A 13,775-nucleotide genomic window follows, 5' to 3' on the forward strand; every position below is an offset into this window, starting at 1 on the left:
ATCTGTGTCTCGTGGGCTCGTATTTGTGTATAAGAGACAGGGCGACGAAGGAGCAAGCGGCGGTCGCTCGGACGCGAGCCACAAAGGGGCCGCGCACACCCAGCGCCGCAGGCGCTGGCAAAACTACACAGCGCGCAACCGCGTGCGGCTGGCGTACACGTGCTCGGCGATAAGGGTGGCGATGCGGTCGGGCGCTTCCAGCATCGGCACGTGGCCGACGCCGTTGACCAGGATGCGGTCGGCGGATTCGGGCAGTTCTTTCAGGTAGCGGCGTGCGTAGACGCGGTTGGGGATGACCCGGTCGTACTCCGCGAGCAGCAGCCGGACCGGCGTCCGCAGGGTGGACAGGTCCTCCTGGGCCGGCGCTCGCATCGCGCCGAGGATCATCGGCACCATCGCCGGGCAGTGCAGTGCGGCGGCGAGGGCGGCGGCGGCGTCGCGGCGGGAGACCGCGGAGGCCTGCTTGCTCAGCGCGAGCAGCGCGATCCGCTGGGCGAGGGGGTTGCCGATCGCGAATCCGCCCAGGCGCTTGCCGATCTGGACGATCGGCACCAGCGAGAGGAATTTCAGGTTGATCCGCCACTGGGTCAGCGAGGGCGCGTGCCAGCCGCCCGCGGGCGCGATGAGCGTCAAGGTGCGGGCGCGTCCACGGCGGGCGAGTTCGACGCCGACCAGTCCGCCGAGCGAGTTTCCCGCGATATGACAAGTGCGCCAGCCCAGTTCGTCGAGCTGCTCGCAGATCCGGTCGGCGAGCGTCGACACGTTCACCGACGGGCCCTCGGTGGGCGCACCGCCCCAGTGACCCGCGAACGCGGGCGCGAACACCTCGCAGTGCGTCGAGAGCCGCGCGGCGGTCTGCTCCCAGCAGTGCGGCGACATCATGAATCCGTGCAGCAACAGCAAGGGGTCACCGGAACCCACATGCAGTGCCTTGATCGGCTGGGGCTGTTTCGGCCGGGTGGAGCCGCGCGCGGCGGCGGAGGACTGGGAGGTGTCGGACGACATCGTCTTCACCCCTTCCTGGACGGCAGTGTCCGGGGGACTTCATCTGACCAGCATTGTACGGTCGTGAGGTGCCGTATATCTCGACAGTGAACGTGAACGGTGTCCGCGCCGCCGCGGGCAAGGGGTTGCTGGCCTGGCTCGCGGCCACCGAAGCCGACGTCGTGTGCGTGCAGGAGACCCGCGCCACTGACGAGCAGGTCCGGGCCGCGTTGGCGTCCGCGCTCGACGCGGGATGGCATCTGTCGCACGCCGAGCCGGAGTCGAAGGGCCGCGCCGGAGTCGGCATTCTGTCCCGGCGGCCGCCCAGTGCCGTGCGAGTGGGCTTCGGCAGCAGTGAGTTCGCGGCCGCGGGTCGCTATCTCGAGGCCGACTTCGATGACGTCACCGTGGCCAGCGTCTACGTGCACTCCGGCGACGCGGGCACGGTGCGCCAAGACGAGAAGTACCGCTTCATGGCCGAACTCGGCGCCTATCTCACCGCGCGAACCGGGGACTTCGTGGTCGCCGGGGACTGGAACATCGCGCACACCGAGCGGGACTTGAAGAACTGGAAAGGCAACCTGAAATCGGCCGGCTTCCTGCCGCAGGAGCGGGCGTGGATCGATGAGCTGCTGGCCGCGGGCTACGTCGACGTGGTGCGCCACCTGCATCCCGGGGTCGACGGCCCGTACAGCTGGTGGTCCTACCGGGGCCGCGCCTTCGACAACGACAGCGGTTGGCGCATCGACGCGGTTTACGCAAGAGAGGGTGTCGCATCCCGCGCTGTGTCGGCACGGGTGGAGCGTGCAGCGACATACGCCGAGCGTTGGTCTGACCATGCTCCGGTCACGGTGGAGTTTGCGGAGAAGGTGTGCGATCCGCTGACCAGGGAATACGCCTTACACGGTCACGGTCACGGTCGGGGCGTACGGGCATCCAGCGCCTTGCGGATCAGCTCCCGTGCAGCGTCGCCGGTCACGGACTGACCGGCGAGCTCAGCGAACAACCTGCCGTACAAAGCAATCTCGCGGGGTTGGGTCACGGTCAGCTCTGCTGTCACCGCTTCTACAAGCACTAGCCGCTCATCGAACAGCACGAAGTTGGTTATCTGCATCGGCAACTCAGCCTCAGCCGGGACAACGCCTAGTAAGACCCTAGGTAAGCCGATCACGGCTAGCAGTCGGTCAAGCTGACCGATCATCACAGCATTCGTGCCAACCGTGGTGTGTAGAGCTTGTTCCGCTACCAGGATGTGAAACCGGTGATCGCCTTTGTATAGAAGTTGTTGCCGTTCGATCCGTTTTGCTACGCCTTCATCCAAATCATCTGGCACACGGTAAAAGTCGATATACCGGCGCAGAACAGCTGCGGCGTACTCGGCAGTCTGGAGGATTCCGGGGATGATGTTCGGCTGAAAAATCCGCATGAGCTTGGACTCTTCGGAAAGCTTCACCACCTGGTTCTGTCGCCGCTTCGTGCCGGTGCCGAGCACTTTCCGCCACTCCAGGTAGGCAGCTTGCACGTTCCGCAGAGTAGCGATCAGGTCGGGTAACTGAGCGTCGTTGCCGGTATGACGGCAGTAAGCCCTTAGATGCGCCTCCGTGGGGCTACGGTCCCCGGTTTCGATCTTCGACACCACCGACTCATGCCAACCCGCGAGGGAGGCAAGCTGACGGCCGGACAGCCCGGCATCACGACGAAGCCCCCGGAGAGTTGCCCCAAGGGCTTGTCGCGCTTCATGAACGGAGTTAGTCACCGCTTGACGTACTCCGCATAAGGGACAGCCAGCTTCCAGAGCCGCCCCCGTACCTCTTGGCAGTACGCCACGATGCCGGGGTCTGTGGTCACTGCTAGACCGGCCGGTGCCCCGGCCGGATCGGTGAGGTTGTAGACAACCCTCTCGCCATCCATCAACCACCAGTCGTCTGGTGGCACCGTACCCGCAAGATGCCTTGTTACATAACGGATGTCGTCACCGACTTCCACGTTGTACCCGGTGACCGACAACAACCATCGCTGATAGTCCGACAGTGGTTCGGTGACCACCCGAACACGGGTCACCGATACGCCCCGGCTGGTGGTTTCCAGCATGAGGTCCTGCCACGGCGTCCGGGTGTACGGGGCTGGTTCGCCAGCGAGGAACGCACGTTTCCGGGTGTCCTCGTCGGTTACGTGGTATTCGTCCCGCACTTCGAGATGGAACGCATCCCGTTTCAGCTCACGAAACAGATTCGGCCACAGGTCCGGTTCATCGTTGGGCCGCAGCAGCATTGCCGTAGAACGTCCTTCCTAGCTTCGGGACCTCGATAGCGGTTTCGTCCTCTGCCAAGGTCAACATGCCCAACACATCCGGCTCGGTGATCGGCCGACCGGATACGGTGAAGGTACCCCGGCCGGTGTCGGTCATAGTGGAGCCGATGAACGTATCCGGCTCGACGAAGCCGGTCAGAAGGTGCGGAATCTCCACCGTTCCCGGTTGGGTTGATTCCCACCCCTGGACTATGTAACTGCCCTGGTCGGTGGCATACAAGCTTGGGCACCCTCCAGAGTCTGATCCGCCTTTACCGAGGAACCTTAGGTTCATCGCTTCAACTCCTGTCTAGCGACTTGGCACACCTTGGCGTGTACCGCCCCAATTGTCCCGCAGAATGACGCTCTCTACAGCTGGCTAGGCGAAGTTTGCCAAGTTTTGCCAAGTTCGTAGACCTGGCAGCAGCCGCTTCGTAGCTTCTGAGCTGGCCCCCGTGACATGTGCCGCGAACCGGTCACGGGGTGCCTACCACTGGCCTATCAGAGGGGTTGAAATGACCGCAGACGGAGATCGACAACGCAGGCGCACAGAGCTTTACCCGTTCCCTGGTGGCGTGTTCGAACGGTGGGATGACACCGACGACGGAGAGCCGGGCGTATATATCGAGTTCCACCACCCCCAGCAGTCGTGTAACGACGCTCAGGCGTTCGGCCCTGGTGAAGTGGAACGACTCGGTTCGGTAGACGACGAGACGGAGCCCGCGTGATGGGGTTGTTCGTAGCGTTCGCTGTCCCGCTGGTCGCGTTCTTCGCGGTGGTGTTCTGGCCTCAGCGGATACCGAAAGAGAGGCGGGAACGGATCGAACGCGAAGATACGCGTCAGCAGGGCGGTATGTAGATGACTGGCGAGGATCTTCCGGAACGTAATCCCGGCACGAGATTGGGACTGTTTCTTCTCTCCAACTTTGACGAGTGGGAACCGCCGACGCCCGATCTTCTAGAGCGAGTTAAGTCCGGACTGGCATCGAAATCGGGGGATAACCGTTGAAAACCATGATTGGGCTTATCTCTGTGGCCGTGCTGATCGGCATTAGTCCAGCGGCTACCGGCACGGCCCACGCTGCTCGCAGTTGCGATTTCGAATTCACGCACGCGGTGCCGACAGTGCTACCGCCCCAGATCACCGGGGACGGTATTGCCGCATGTGATGTCCCGCCGGACGAACACACAGTCGTCTTGGCGTTGCGGCACGAGGAGGGCGGCCGGTGGGAGGTTGTCTCTACCCGAACCGATTCCAGCATCCCGCCGCCGTACCGGGGCGGTGGACACCCCTACACGGTGTCGGCCGCGTGCTACGCCGGGAAGTGGCGCGTCAGCGTCGGTATACGCGGCAAGATTCAGGGGCGCCAGTTCACCTACAACAACGCATCCGGCACGGTGGAGGTACCGGCCTCCAAGTGCCCTAACCGGCCCTGATCAAAGGAGCGGTATGTCTACCACGAAACCCTCCGGCGCAATCGACAAGGAAACCTCGGTGCGGCTGCGAGACCAGCTCCAACAGATCACAGAGGAAGCGGGCCGGTACCTCGGTCCGGAGCACCGGGCCATAGCCGCACTGATTCAAGCTGCACGGGAGTTGGCCGCAGCTACCTTCCCTAAGTCGTCGGGGCGGTACGCCGAGTACACGCCGGACAAGTGAGCCCGGAGGGAAATCGAGACGACGGAGCCTCCAGATCGGACTCTGGGGGCACCGGTACACGGCCTGACTAAGAGCGCGCTCGTAAGCTTGGTAGCAAACACATCAAGGTCAGCGCCATCCCGGCTTCAGTCCATCCGTGAGCTCGCGCGGTGTTGCGTCCGTGCTCCAGCTGCCGGGCAGGTGACGTAGATTCGTCAGTCATGACGGATAGCCGCGCCACTAGCAAGGCGCGTAACGGGGTGTGCATTCCGGTTCCTTCCCCGTTCGGGGGTGATTCTAGGGTTTGTAGAACTGAGTCGATCCGATGGCGCATCGCCTACCAGCCGGCCCTGGGCGATCTGGCCGCCCGCGCCAAAGACGCGGTTGCGGAGCGCGCCGCGGCCTACGACCAGCGCTGGTCCGACCACGCCCCCGTTACGGTGCAGTACCGATGAACCGGTCGCCATTGATCAAGCGTGGTCTCGGCGTCCTGGGCGCGGTCGCGCTGGTGCTGCTCGCCGCGGTGCTCGCACTGTACGACGGGGGCGATGCCACTACGTCCACGTCCGCGAGTCGCGCGACCACCGCGGCGGCGAGTACGGTCACCGCGCCACGCGGTGACAGCGCGTCACCGGTCACCCAGGCATCCGGCGTGCCCGAGCGCGCGTACGTCACGCTGCGGGAGATCGACGCTGGCCGGTGGCCGGGCTCGGCGAACGCGCCGGGCACCAAAGGGGGCGAGCGATGGCAGAACCGCGGCGGCGACCTGCCCGCCGCGGACGGTTCCGGCAAGCCGATCACCTATCAGGAATGGGACGTCAATCCCAAGCAGTCCGGCCGATCCCGCGACGCCGAACGCATCGTCACCGGCAGCGACGGCTCGGCCTGGTACACCGGTGACCACTACAAGACCTTCACGAGGATGCGCTGATGACAAAGACGGTCACGCTGTCGCAGTTCCTTGCCCGTTCCGACGCGGACGACGCGCCGCCCCGCGCGCAACTCGCCCCGCCGCGCGTCACCTTCGGCGCCCTCGCCGTCGACGCCGCCGAGTTCAGCGGCGTGCGGGACAAGGCGCCCTCCGGCTACCTGGTGCGTGAGTTGCGCGGCGCGAAGATGCCTACCACCGCCCGGCTCTTCGACGAGTTCGCCGCCGCGTTCCAATTCCCGTACTACTTCGGGGAGAACAAAGACGCGTTCGACGAGTGCCTGCGTGACCTGGACGACTTCCTCGGCGAAGGGGCCGGATACGTCGCGGTGGTGCGCGACTCGGCCGGATTGCTCGCCGACGAGCCGATCGAGCGCGACTGGTTCGCCGAGGCCATGCGCGACTGCGCGGCCTACTGGTCGCGGCGGGACGTGCTCTTCCGGGTCGTCCTGCAAGGCGACGCGCCCGACCTCGAGGACGTGTCCCTGCGCCTGTGAGCCCGGGGCCGTTACCGCAGTTTCTCCGCGAGATCCTCGCCGAGCAGAACGAACACGTCGACCGTGTGCTCGATCAATTCGTCGCGCGTGAGGTTCAGATCGCCTTGTAGCCAGGCGGTCAGCGTCTGCACCAGCCCGCCGACTAAGTACAGGGCGCGGAAGTCGATCGCCGAGGCCGGGGCCGAGTCGGACATCCGGTAGAAGTCGCTGCCCTCCGAGGCCACCATCCGCCCGAACGCGCGCACGGTCTCGGTGGTGCGGGCGCGCAGCTCCGGCGTCGCCATGCCCGCGATCAGCGCTGCTTTCGCCTTACGCGGGTCGTCGGTGAGCAGGTGCACGCCCGCGGTGATCGCGGCGTGCGCGGTCGCGCGCGTGTCCGGCGCGGCGGTGCGCACCGCGGCGAGGATGGCCGCCGCGAGTTCCTCGGCGATCCCGTCGATCAGCGCGGTGAGCACGGCGTCGCGGCTGTCGAAGTTCTCGTAGTAGTACCGCTCGTTGAGACCGGCCCGAGCGCACAGCCCCGACACGGTCAGCTTCCCCAGTCCCTCCGTGCCGATGATCTCCAGCGCGGCCTCCAGCAACGCCTCACGCCGCTGCGCCCGGCGCTCCTCCGCGGAGATGCCCCCGTATGTCCGTTGCGCCGTCACCCTTCGATTCTTGCAGGTGCGATGGATCCCACGCCGCGCCTGCCGATAACAACAATCTGGCAGAGAGTATTGCCAGAAACGCGGATTCTGGGAGATGCTATTGCCAGATGCACTCGACGAGGAGGCAACGATGTCCGAGCCCGGCTATTTCAGCGACCACTCGATGGTCCGGCGGGTGATGAGCAAGCGCGCGGTGGGTCTGACCTACGGCTTGCGCGCTCTGGTGATCGGTGCGGTGCACCCGCTGCTCTACGTGGGCACCGCGGAGAACACCGAGCATCGGATGACGCCCTACACCCGGCTCGCGCTGACCGGCCGCCTGTTCGAGGCGGTCTTCCTCGGCAGCAGGTCCGAAGCCGACCGCGCGCTGGCGTTCACCAGGAAACGGCACGTCAGGGTGCGTGGCGTGCTACCGGAGGAGGCCGGAGCCCAGCACCCCGCGGGCACCGGGTACTCCGCGCTCGATCCGCACCTGATGTTCATGACAATGGCCTTCACCTTCGACTCGGCCGAGGTGATGTACGACCTGCTGGTGCGCACGATGACCGAGGGTGAGCGCGAGGGGCTCTACCAGGACTACGTGCGCTGGGGCGAGCTGTTCGGCATGCCCGCCGACGCGGCACCGGGCAACTACCGCGAGTTCCGCGCGTTCTTCGACGGCTACCTGGCCTCCGACGAGCTGTTCCTCACCGACGAGGCGCGGCTGGTCGGCTCCTACTTGGCCGGGCAACGCGTCCCCTATTCGCAGGGGGTGCCGTTGCAGCAGGTCACCTCCGCGTTCTATCTGCTGGTGCAGGGCAGCCTGCCGCCACGGATCCGCCGGATGTACGGGATGCGCTGGGGTGTGGCCGAGCAGATCGCCTACCAGGGGTTGTCCAGGGCGGTCCGCTCCGCGCACGTGTCGGTTCCGCTGGTGCCGCCGGTGCTGCGCGGCACGCTCGCCGGGCCGAGCGCGCCGGTCTACAAACAGCTTTCCGAGCGCGAACACGAACTGGTCAGCGGCGGACGGCCGAGCATGCCCGGGGTGGACCCGCGCAACTGGGTGCAGCGAAATTCCGCTTGAGCGGCATGGGAAGATCGAGGTATGTCGAGTCCTGCGCCCACCCCGGCCGCCGAACGCAAGCAGCGGGTTCTGTCCGGGATCCAGCCGACCAGCTCCTCGTTTCATCTCGGCAACTACCTTGGCGCGCTGCAGTACTGGGTGACCATGCAGGACGACTACGACGCGTTGTATTTCATCCCGAACATGCACGCGATCACGGTGCCGCAGGACCCCAAGGAGCTGAAGGCGCGCACCAAGGCCGCCGCCGCCCAGCTGCTCGCACTCGGCATCGACCCGAAGAAGTCGACCCTGTTCGTGCAGAGCCAGGTGCCCGAGCACGCCGAGCTGGCCTGGGTGCTCAGCGGTATCACCGGTTTCGGTGAAGCGAGCCGGATGACCCAGTTCAAGGACAAGTCGGTGAAGCAGGGCGCGGAGAACGCGACCGTCGGCCTGTTCACCTATCCGGTGCTGATGGCCGCGGACATCCTGCTCTACCGCGCCCATCAGGTGCCCGTAGGCGAAGATCAGCGCCAGCACTTGGAGCTGACCCGGAACCTGGCCCAGCGCTTCAACACTCGATTCAAGAAGACGTTCGTGGTGCCGGAGGCGCACATCGTCAAGGGCACGGCGAAGATCTACGACCTGCAGGACCCCACTGCCAAGATGAGCAAGTCCGCCTCCACCGACGCGGGCTTGATCAACCTGCTCGACGACCCGAAGGTCACCGCGAAGAAGGTGAAGTCCGCGGTCACCGACACCGAACGCGAGATCCGCTACGACCCGGAACGCAAACCGGGCGTCAGCAACCTGCTGGTGATCCTGAGTTCGCTGACCGGTGCGCCGATCGTCACCTTGGAAAAGGATTTCGAGGGCAAGGGTTACGGCGAGCTGAAAGCCGACGTGGCCGACGCGCTGGTCGAATTCGTCACGCCGTTGCGCGCGAAGGTGCAAGAGTACATGTCGGATCAAGGTGAACTCGACCGCATACTCGCCGCTGGAGCCGAGCGCGCGCGAGAGATCGCGGGCAACACTCTCGCGCAGGTCTACGAGCGGGTCGGTTTGCTGAGTCGCTGAACGGCTACTTCACCTTCGCGCGCCCCGTCAGGCGTCGTGCGAGGTCTCTTGGTCGAAGGGGCGAATGGTGCAGCTGATCGATAACGTCAAGTCCGGGATCGAACGCCGGGTCAAGGCGCAGCCGTGGTTGGACCATCTGGTCCGCACGGCGGGGCGCTATCAGCGGCAAAGGGGTGACTACTACGCGGCGGGCATCACGTACTTCACTGTGCTGTCGCTGTTCCCGCTGCTGATGATCGCTTTCGCGGTCGCGGGCGTGGTCTTGTCCAGCAATCCGGATCTGCTCGAGGAGTTGCAGGCCAAGATCGTCGAGAACATTCCGGGCTCGTTCGGCACCCAGTTGAACGACCTGGTCGATCAGGCGGTCGAGTCGCGGGGCACGGTCGGTGTCCTGGGGCTGGTCACCGGCGTCTACAGCGGGTTGGGCTGGATGGCCAACCTGCGGGCGGCGCTCACCGAACAGTGGGAGCAGAAGTCTCCGGACGACAATTGGCTGATGACCAAGCTCTCCGATCTCGGGGCGCTGGTCGGTCTCGGTCTCGCCTTCGCCGTGTCGCTGGGGTTGTCGGCGGTGGCCTCGAGCACCCTCGGCAGGCGGCTGCTCGAGAGCGTCGGCCTCGGCGAAGCGCCCGGGGCAGGTGTGCTGCTGTGGCTGTTGTCGACCTTGCTCGGGTTCCTCGCTTCGTGGGCGGTGTTCGCGTGGGTCATCGCGAGGCTGCCGCGGGAACCGGTGACGCTCGCCAGCGCCGTCAAGGCGGCTGCCCTGGCCGCGGTGGTATTCGAGGTGTTCAAGATCGTGGCGTCGATCTACCTGCGATCGGTGCTGAGCAGCCCCGCCGGCGCCACCTTCGGCTCGATCATCGGCCTGATGGTGTTCAGTTATGTCACTTATCGCATCGTCCTGTTCGCCACCGCCTGGGCCGCGACCGCCACGGAGAACGAGCCGGAGGCCGAGATCGCCGCACCCGGACCGGCCGTGATCGCGCCGCGGGTCAGCGCACGCGACATATCGGTGGGCGTGGGCGCCGCTTACTTCGGCGCGGGCGCGCTTGCGGCGCTCGCTGTTTCCGGCTTCCGTAAGTTGCCCGGCCGTCGTTGAATCTGTGCGCCGGTTCGATCAGCGTCGTCGGTTGGCCCGCCGTGCGCCCAGCAGCAGCGCGGCGACCAGCAGGACACCGCCGATGATCAGCATGGTTCTGGCGCCGGTGCGGCGATCTTCGGCGGGGGCCATGGCGGACGGGTCGCTGCCCGGCATCGAAGGTGTCGCCCGATCGCTTCCCGCCGTGGGCGGCGCGGCCAGCGTGACCGCACTCTGGTCGCGCTGGGCTACCACCGCTCCGGGCAGGTTGCCGATCGAGGAGCTGCGGGGCAACGCGAAACCGTAGTCGAGCAGGCGGGCTGCCTGTTCCCAGGGTCGGATCGGCCGCACATCGGCCATGAGCAGGGTTACCGCCAGCCTGCGGCCGTCTCGCTGGGCGGCGGCGACGAAGGTTTGACGTGCGTCGTCGGTGAAGCCGGTCTTGCCGCCGAGAGCGCCGTCGTAGTTGTAGAGCAACTGGTTGTCGTTGCCGATGGGGTAGCCGGGGCGGTCGGTGTCACCGGGAATCGCAGGGTCGGCCGGGTAGCCCGGGAAGTCGGCCTGCTCGGTGTGGATCAGCTCGGCGAACAATGGGATGGTCATGGCCTCGCGGAACAGCACGGCGAGATCGTAGGCCGAAGTACTCATCCCGGGACCGTCCAGTCCGGAGGGTGTGGCCGTACGAGTGTCCATGGCGCGCAACGATTTCGCCAGGTCGTTCATCTTCGCGACGGTCGCGGCGTCGCCGCCCAGCTGCGCGGCGATGGCATGCGCGGCGTCGTTTCCCGAGGCCATGATGAGTGCCTGCATGAGCTGCCGGTTCGTATAACGGCCACCGGGGCCGATGCCCACCCGGGTGCCGTCGACATTCGCGTCGGCCTGCGTGCCGACCACCACCTTGTCCAAACTCAGCGTGCGCAGCGCCAGCGTGGCAAGCAGCACTTTGATCGTGCTGGCGGGCCGGTAGCGCCCGTGCGGGTCCTTCGCCGCCAGTACTTCGCCGGTGTCCAGATCCGCTACCAACCAAGCCGTCGCCGAAATCTCCTGCGGGGCCGGGGGTGCGGCCTTGGGAAGCACGACCCCGCACTCGCCGAGGCGGGACCCGCCGATCGGCGGGGAAGGGATCGGCAACGGTGCGGGAGTCGACTGTCCGGGTGCGGGCACCTCGGAGGCGTCGATCGGCGCGGGCGGCAACGTCTTCTGCGGGCAACCGTCGGTGTTCGGGGTGGTGAACGGCGTCGTGGTGCTGGGCTCGGCGAGGGACGGCGCGGCCGTCGCTCCGATCGCGGCGACGGCCAGCACGGCGCCCACGGAGAGCAAAGCACGGCGAGTGATCTTCATCGCCGATGAGCCTAGCGAGCGGACCGGTGATCGGCCGCACACACTCATCCCACCCATCCACGGTATTGACAGCATCTATCAAATGAGAGTTACTATCAAAAAGTTGTATCTACCATTTCCGGAGGGGTTATGAATAACGACTCGACCCGCCGCTGGCTCGCCCTCGGCGCGCTGGCCGTGGCGATGCTGACCATCGGGCTCGATGTCACCGTGCTGACCGTCGCGCTGCCCACGCTCGCGGTCGACCTGAACGCGAATACCGCTGCGCTGCAATGGTTCAGCAGCGCCTACACGCTGGCGCTGGCCGCTGTGATGCTGCCCGCGGGCGCGCTCGGCGACCGCTACGGCCGCAAGAAGTTCCTGCTGGCAGCCTTGGTGCTGTTCGGTGTCGCGTCCGTCGCCTGCGCCGTGGCGACCTCGCCCGGCGAGCTCATCGCGGCGCGCGTCGTACTCGGGGTCGCGGCGGCGGCGATGATGCCGCTGTCGATGTCGGTGCTGCCCGCGCTATTCCCCCAGCCGGCCGATCTTCAGCGGGCGCTCACGATCTGGATCACCTCGACCGCGATCGGTCTTCCGCTCGGTCCGATCGTGGGCGGTTGGTTGCTGCGCAACTTCTGGTGGGGTTCGGTGTTCCTGATCAACGTCCCGATGGTCGTGATCGGCGCGCTCGCCGTCGCCGCGCTGGTCCCGGAATCGCGCAGCGCGCGACGCTTCCGGCTCGATCTGCCCGGAGTCGTGCTGTCGGCCGCGGGCATGCTCGGACTGACGTATGGCTTCATCCGGATCGGGGAGAAAGGCTGGGGCGACGGCCCGGCCTGGGCTCTCGTCGCGGCGGGTGTGTTCCTGTTCGGCGCGTTCCTCGCCTGGCAGCGTAGGACCACGCGGCCACTGGTCGACCTCGGCCTGTTCGCCGCCGACGGATTCCGCTGGGGCACCGGATTTTCCATTGTGGTGAACTTCGCCATGTTCGGCATGTTCTTCACCGTTCCGCAGTATTTCCAGGCGGTGCTCGGCGTGGACGCGCTCGGCAGCGGCCTGCGGTTGCTTCCGTTGATCGGCGGGTTGCTCGTCGGCAGCAGGCTGGTCGACAAGGTGCTGCCGAAACAGGGTCTTCGCGTCGTGATCACCGCCGGATTCACCGTCTTGGCCGGTTCCCTGGTATTGGGCGCACTCACCACCGTGGACAGCGGTTACGGCTTCAGCGCGTTGTGGTTGACGCTGTTGGGCGCGGGGATGGGCCTGGTCATGCCCGCCGCGATGGGCATGGCGATGGGTGAACTGGACGCGGAGCGGTCCGGCTCCGGTTCCGCGCTGTTGCAGGCGCTGCGGCAGGCGGGCGGCACCATCGGCGTCGCGGTGCTGGGTACCGTGCTGTCCACCCGGTATCGGTCCGAACTCGGCGCGCTGAACCGCGAACCGATCGATGACGGCGTCAACGCGGGTGTCGCCACGGCGCGCCACCTGGGTGATCAGTCGATGCTGCATCAGGTGCAGGTCGCCTTCCTCGGCGGCATGAGCGCGATGCTCTGGGCCTGCGCCGCGCTGTGCCTGCTGGCGGCCGTGCTCACGGCGGCGTTCGTCCGCCCGCGCCAACCCGACCGGGCGCGCGAGCCGGGTGCGGCAGAATCGATCCATGTCGGTTGAGCTACCCGCGAACGGGACAGCGCGAGGTTTGCGCGAGCGGAAGAAGGAACGGACCCGCCGGACGATTCGCCTCGAGGCTTTCCGGCTGTTCCGCGAGCAGGGTTACAACGAGACGACCGTCGAGCAGATCGCCGCGGCCGCCGATGTCTCGCCGAGCACTTTCTTCCGCTACTTCCCGTCCAAGGAACAGCTGGTGCTCGCCGACGATCTCGATCCGGTGATCATCGAGGCATTGCGTCGTCAGCCGCGCGACGTCCGCCCGATGGTCGCCTTCCGCGAGGCGACGCGCGAGGTCTTCGCCAACCTGCCCGCCGCCGAATTGGCGTTCGAGCAGGAGCGCCAGGCGCTGCTGTTCCACGTCCCGGAGCTGCGCTCCGCGATCGGCTTGGAGATGATGCGCAGCATCGATCTGCTGGCGGGATTGCTGGCCGATCACATCGGCCGCTCGCCCGACGACTTCGAGGTGCGGGTGGCGGCGGGCGCGATGACGGGCGCTGGACTGGCGGTAATGGCGATGGCGCCGATGAATATGGACAACATCGCGCGCACGATGGATTTTCTGGACGCGGGTATGCCGCTCACGCCGCAGCGGGAGTCCTAAGGGTTCGTGCG

The 13,775-nt window shown here is 66.3% G+C and carries 15 protein-coding genes and 2 pseudogenes; 11 read left to right on the forward strand and 6 right to left on the reverse strand.

Annotation, left to right across the window (positions count from 1 at the left end; translation table 11 throughout):
- Window positions 1-123 precede the first annotated feature (123 nt).
- Complete coding sequence (locus tag ACFU5M_RS26890) at window positions 124-1,005, reverse strand: alpha/beta fold hydrolase (RefSeq protein ID WP_379053641.1); 882 nt, start codon at window positions 1,003-1,005, stop codon at window positions 124-126.
- Window positions 1,006-1,058: 53 nt separating this feature from the next.
- Between ACFU5M_RS26890 and ACFU5M_RS26895 the strand changes: the two are divergent.
- A pseudogene (locus tag ACFU5M_RS26895) lies at window positions 1,059-1,844 on the forward strand (exodeoxyribonuclease III); the annotation flags it as partial.
- A gap of 53 nt (window positions 1,845-1,897) precedes the next feature.
- On the opposite strand, the gene ACFU5M_RS26900 reads toward ACFU5M_RS26895, so the two are convergent.
- From ACFU5M_RS26900 to ACFU5M_RS26910, 3 genes are read right to left on the reverse strand one after another with little or no spacing between them, the layout of a single operon-like run.
- The gene (locus ACFU5M_RS26900; protein ID WP_379053642.1) at window positions 1,898-2,740 is read right to left on the reverse strand and encodes a helix-turn-helix domain-containing protein; all 843 of its coding nucleotides are present in this window, start codon (window positions 2,738-2,740) and stop codon (window positions 1,898-1,900) included.
- Window positions 2,737-3,255, reverse strand: a complete 519-nt coding sequence (locus ACFU5M_RS26905; protein ID WP_379053644.1) for a DUF6879 family protein — start codon at window positions 3,253-3,255, stop codon at window positions 2,737-2,739. The genes ACFU5M_RS26900 and ACFU5M_RS26905 overlap by 4 nt, the downstream gene beginning before the upstream one ends.
- On the reverse strand, window positions 3,233-3,514 hold the full coding sequence (locus tag ACFU5M_RS26910; protein ID WP_379053645.1) for a hypothetical protein: 282 nt from the start codon (window positions 3,512-3,514) through the stop codon (window positions 3,233-3,235). Before ACFU5M_RS26910 ends, ACFU5M_RS26905 begins: the two co-directional genes overlap by 23 nt.
- A 274-nt stretch (window positions 3,515-3,788) precedes the next feature.
- Here ACFU5M_RS26910 and ACFU5M_RS26915 point away from each other — a divergent pair, with 274 nt between their 5' ends.
- The 5 genes and pseudogenes from ACFU5M_RS26915 (at window position 3,789) to ACFU5M_RS26935 (ending at window position 6,337) form a co-directional block, all read left to right on the forward strand.
- Window positions 3,789-4,001, forward strand: a complete 213-nt coding sequence (locus ACFU5M_RS26915; RefSeq protein ID WP_379053646.1) for a hypothetical protein — start codon at window positions 3,789-3,791, stop codon at window positions 3,999-4,001.
- 722 nt (window positions 4,002-4,723) lie between these two features.
- A complete protein-coding gene (locus ACFU5M_RS26920; protein WP_379053647.1) occupies window positions 4,724-4,933 on the forward strand; it encodes a hypothetical protein in 210 nt (69 codons plus the stop codon).
- A gap of 305 nt (window positions 4,934-5,238) precedes the next feature.
- Window positions 5,239-5,367: pseudogene (locus tag ACFU5M_RS26925) on the forward strand (exodeoxyribonuclease III); the annotation flags it as partial.
- Window positions 5,364-5,843, forward strand: a complete 480-nt coding sequence (locus tag ACFU5M_RS26930; protein ID WP_379053648.1) for a ribonuclease domain-containing protein — start codon at window positions 5,364-5,366, stop codon at window positions 5,841-5,843. The pseudogene ACFU5M_RS26925 and the gene ACFU5M_RS26930, both read left to right, overlap by 4 nt.
- Window positions 5,843-6,337: a barstar family protein gene (locus tag ACFU5M_RS26935; RefSeq protein ID WP_379053649.1), complete on the forward strand. Its 495-nt coding sequence runs from the start codon at window positions 5,843-5,845 to the stop codon at window positions 6,335-6,337. The genes ACFU5M_RS26930 and ACFU5M_RS26935 overlap by 1 nt, the downstream gene beginning before the upstream one ends.
- 11 nt (window positions 6,338-6,348) lie before the next feature.
- Here the strand turns inward: ACFU5M_RS26935 and ACFU5M_RS26940 are convergent, their stop codons facing one another.
- On the reverse strand, window positions 6,349-6,984 hold the full coding sequence (locus ACFU5M_RS26940) for a TetR/AcrR family transcriptional regulator (protein ID WP_379053650.1): 636 nt from the start codon (window positions 6,982-6,984) through the stop codon (window positions 6,349-6,351).
- Window positions 6,985-7,114: 130 nt separating this feature from the next.
- Between ACFU5M_RS26940 and ACFU5M_RS26945 the strand changes: the two genes are divergently transcribed.
- The 3 genes from ACFU5M_RS26945 to yhjD all read left to right on the forward strand — a co-directional run bounded on the left by ACFU5M_RS26945 (window position 7,115) and on the right by yhjD (window position 10,199).
- Window positions 7,115-8,047 carry an oxygenase MpaB family protein gene (locus tag ACFU5M_RS26945; protein WP_379053651.1) on the forward strand — a complete coding sequence of 311 codons (933 nt, stop codon included), beginning with the start codon at window positions 7,115-7,117 and terminating at the stop codon, window positions 8,045-8,047.
- A gap of 21 nt (window positions 8,048-8,068) precedes the next feature.
- Window positions 8,069-9,100 (forward strand): tryptophan--tRNA ligase, encoded by a 1,032-nt coding sequence (gene trpS, locus ACFU5M_RS26950; protein WP_379053652.1) that lies wholly within the window; start codon window positions 8,069-8,071, stop codon window positions 9,098-9,100.
- A gap of 67 nt (window positions 9,101-9,167) precedes the next feature.
- Entirely contained in the window at window positions 9,168-10,199 is a 1,032-nt protein-coding gene (gene yhjD / locus ACFU5M_RS26955) for an inner membrane protein YhjD (RefSeq protein ID WP_379053653.1), read from the forward strand.
- An 18-nt stretch (window positions 10,200-10,217) separates the two neighbouring features.
- On the opposite strand, the gene ACFU5M_RS26960 is transcribed toward yhjD, so the two are convergent.
- Window positions 10,218-11,519 carry a D-alanyl-D-alanine carboxypeptidase family protein gene (locus ACFU5M_RS26960; protein ID WP_379053654.1) on the reverse strand — a complete coding sequence of 434 codons (1,302 nt, stop codon included), beginning with the start codon at window positions 11,517-11,519 and terminating at the stop codon, window positions 10,218-10,220.
- A 129-nt stretch (window positions 11,520-11,648) separates the two neighbouring features.
- Between ACFU5M_RS26960 and ACFU5M_RS26965 the strand changes: the two genes are divergently transcribed.
- Window positions 11,649-13,163 (forward strand): MFS transporter, encoded by a 1,515-nt coding sequence (locus ACFU5M_RS26965; protein WP_379053655.1) that lies wholly within the window; start codon window positions 11,649-11,651, stop codon window positions 13,161-13,163.
- A complete protein-coding gene (locus ACFU5M_RS26970; protein WP_379053656.1) occupies window positions 13,153-13,764 on the forward strand; it encodes a TetR family transcriptional regulator in 612 nt (203 codons plus the stop codon). Before ACFU5M_RS26965 ends, ACFU5M_RS26970 begins: the two co-directional genes overlap by 11 nt.
- The last annotated feature ends 11 nt before the right edge of the window (window positions 13,765-13,775 follow it).

The sequence above is a fragment of the Nocardia sp. NPDC057455 genome (genome assembly GCF_042802775.1).
In the GTDB taxonomy this organism is placed as follows: Bacteria; Actinomycetota; Actinomycetes; order Mycobacteriales; family Mycobacteriaceae; genus Nocardia.

Bases quoted from the DNA above. Each gene is read 5' to 3' on its own strand.
- ACFU5M_RS26935 (WP_379053649.1), top strand. From the start codon at position 5,843: ATGACAAAGACGGTCACGCTGTCGCAGTTCCTTGCCCGTTCCGACGCG.
- trpS (WP_379053652.1), top strand. From the start codon at position 8,069: ATGTCGAGTCCTGCGCCCACCCCGGCCGCCGAACGCAAGCAGCGGGTT.
- ACFU5M_RS26965 (WP_379053655.1), top strand. From the start codon at position 11,649: ATGAATAACGACTCGACCCGCCGCTGGCTCGCCCTCGGCGCGCTGGCC.
- ACFU5M_RS26905 (WP_379053644.1), bottom strand. From the start codon at position 3,255: ATGCTGCTGCGGCCCAACGATGAACCGGACCTGTGGCCGAATCTGTTT.
- ACFU5M_RS26890 (WP_379053641.1), bottom strand. From the start codon at position 1,005: ATGTCGTCCGACACCTCCCAGTCCTCCGCCGCCGCGCGCGGCTCCACC.
- ACFU5M_RS26945 (WP_379053651.1), top strand. From the start codon at position 7,115: ATGTCCGAGCCCGGCTATTTCAGCGACCACTCGATGGTCCGGCGGGTG.
- ACFU5M_RS26970 (WP_379053656.1), top strand. From the start codon at position 13,153: ATGTCGGTTGAGCTACCCGCGAACGGGACAGCGCGAGGTTTGCGCGAG.
- ACFU5M_RS26930 (WP_379053648.1), top strand. From the start codon at position 5,364: ATGAACCGGTCGCCATTGATCAAGCGTGGTCTCGGCGTCCTGGGCGCG.
- ACFU5M_RS26915 (WP_379053646.1), top strand. From the start codon at position 3,789: ATGACCGCAGACGGAGATCGACAACGCAGGCGCACAGAGCTTTACCCG.
- ACFU5M_RS26920 (WP_379053647.1), top strand. From the start codon at position 4,724: ATGTCTACCACGAAACCCTCCGGCGCAATCGACAAGGAAACCTCGGTG.
- ACFU5M_RS26960 (WP_379053654.1), bottom strand. From the start codon at position 11,519: ATGAAGATCACTCGCCGTGCTTTGCTCTCCGTGGGCGCCGTGCTGGCC.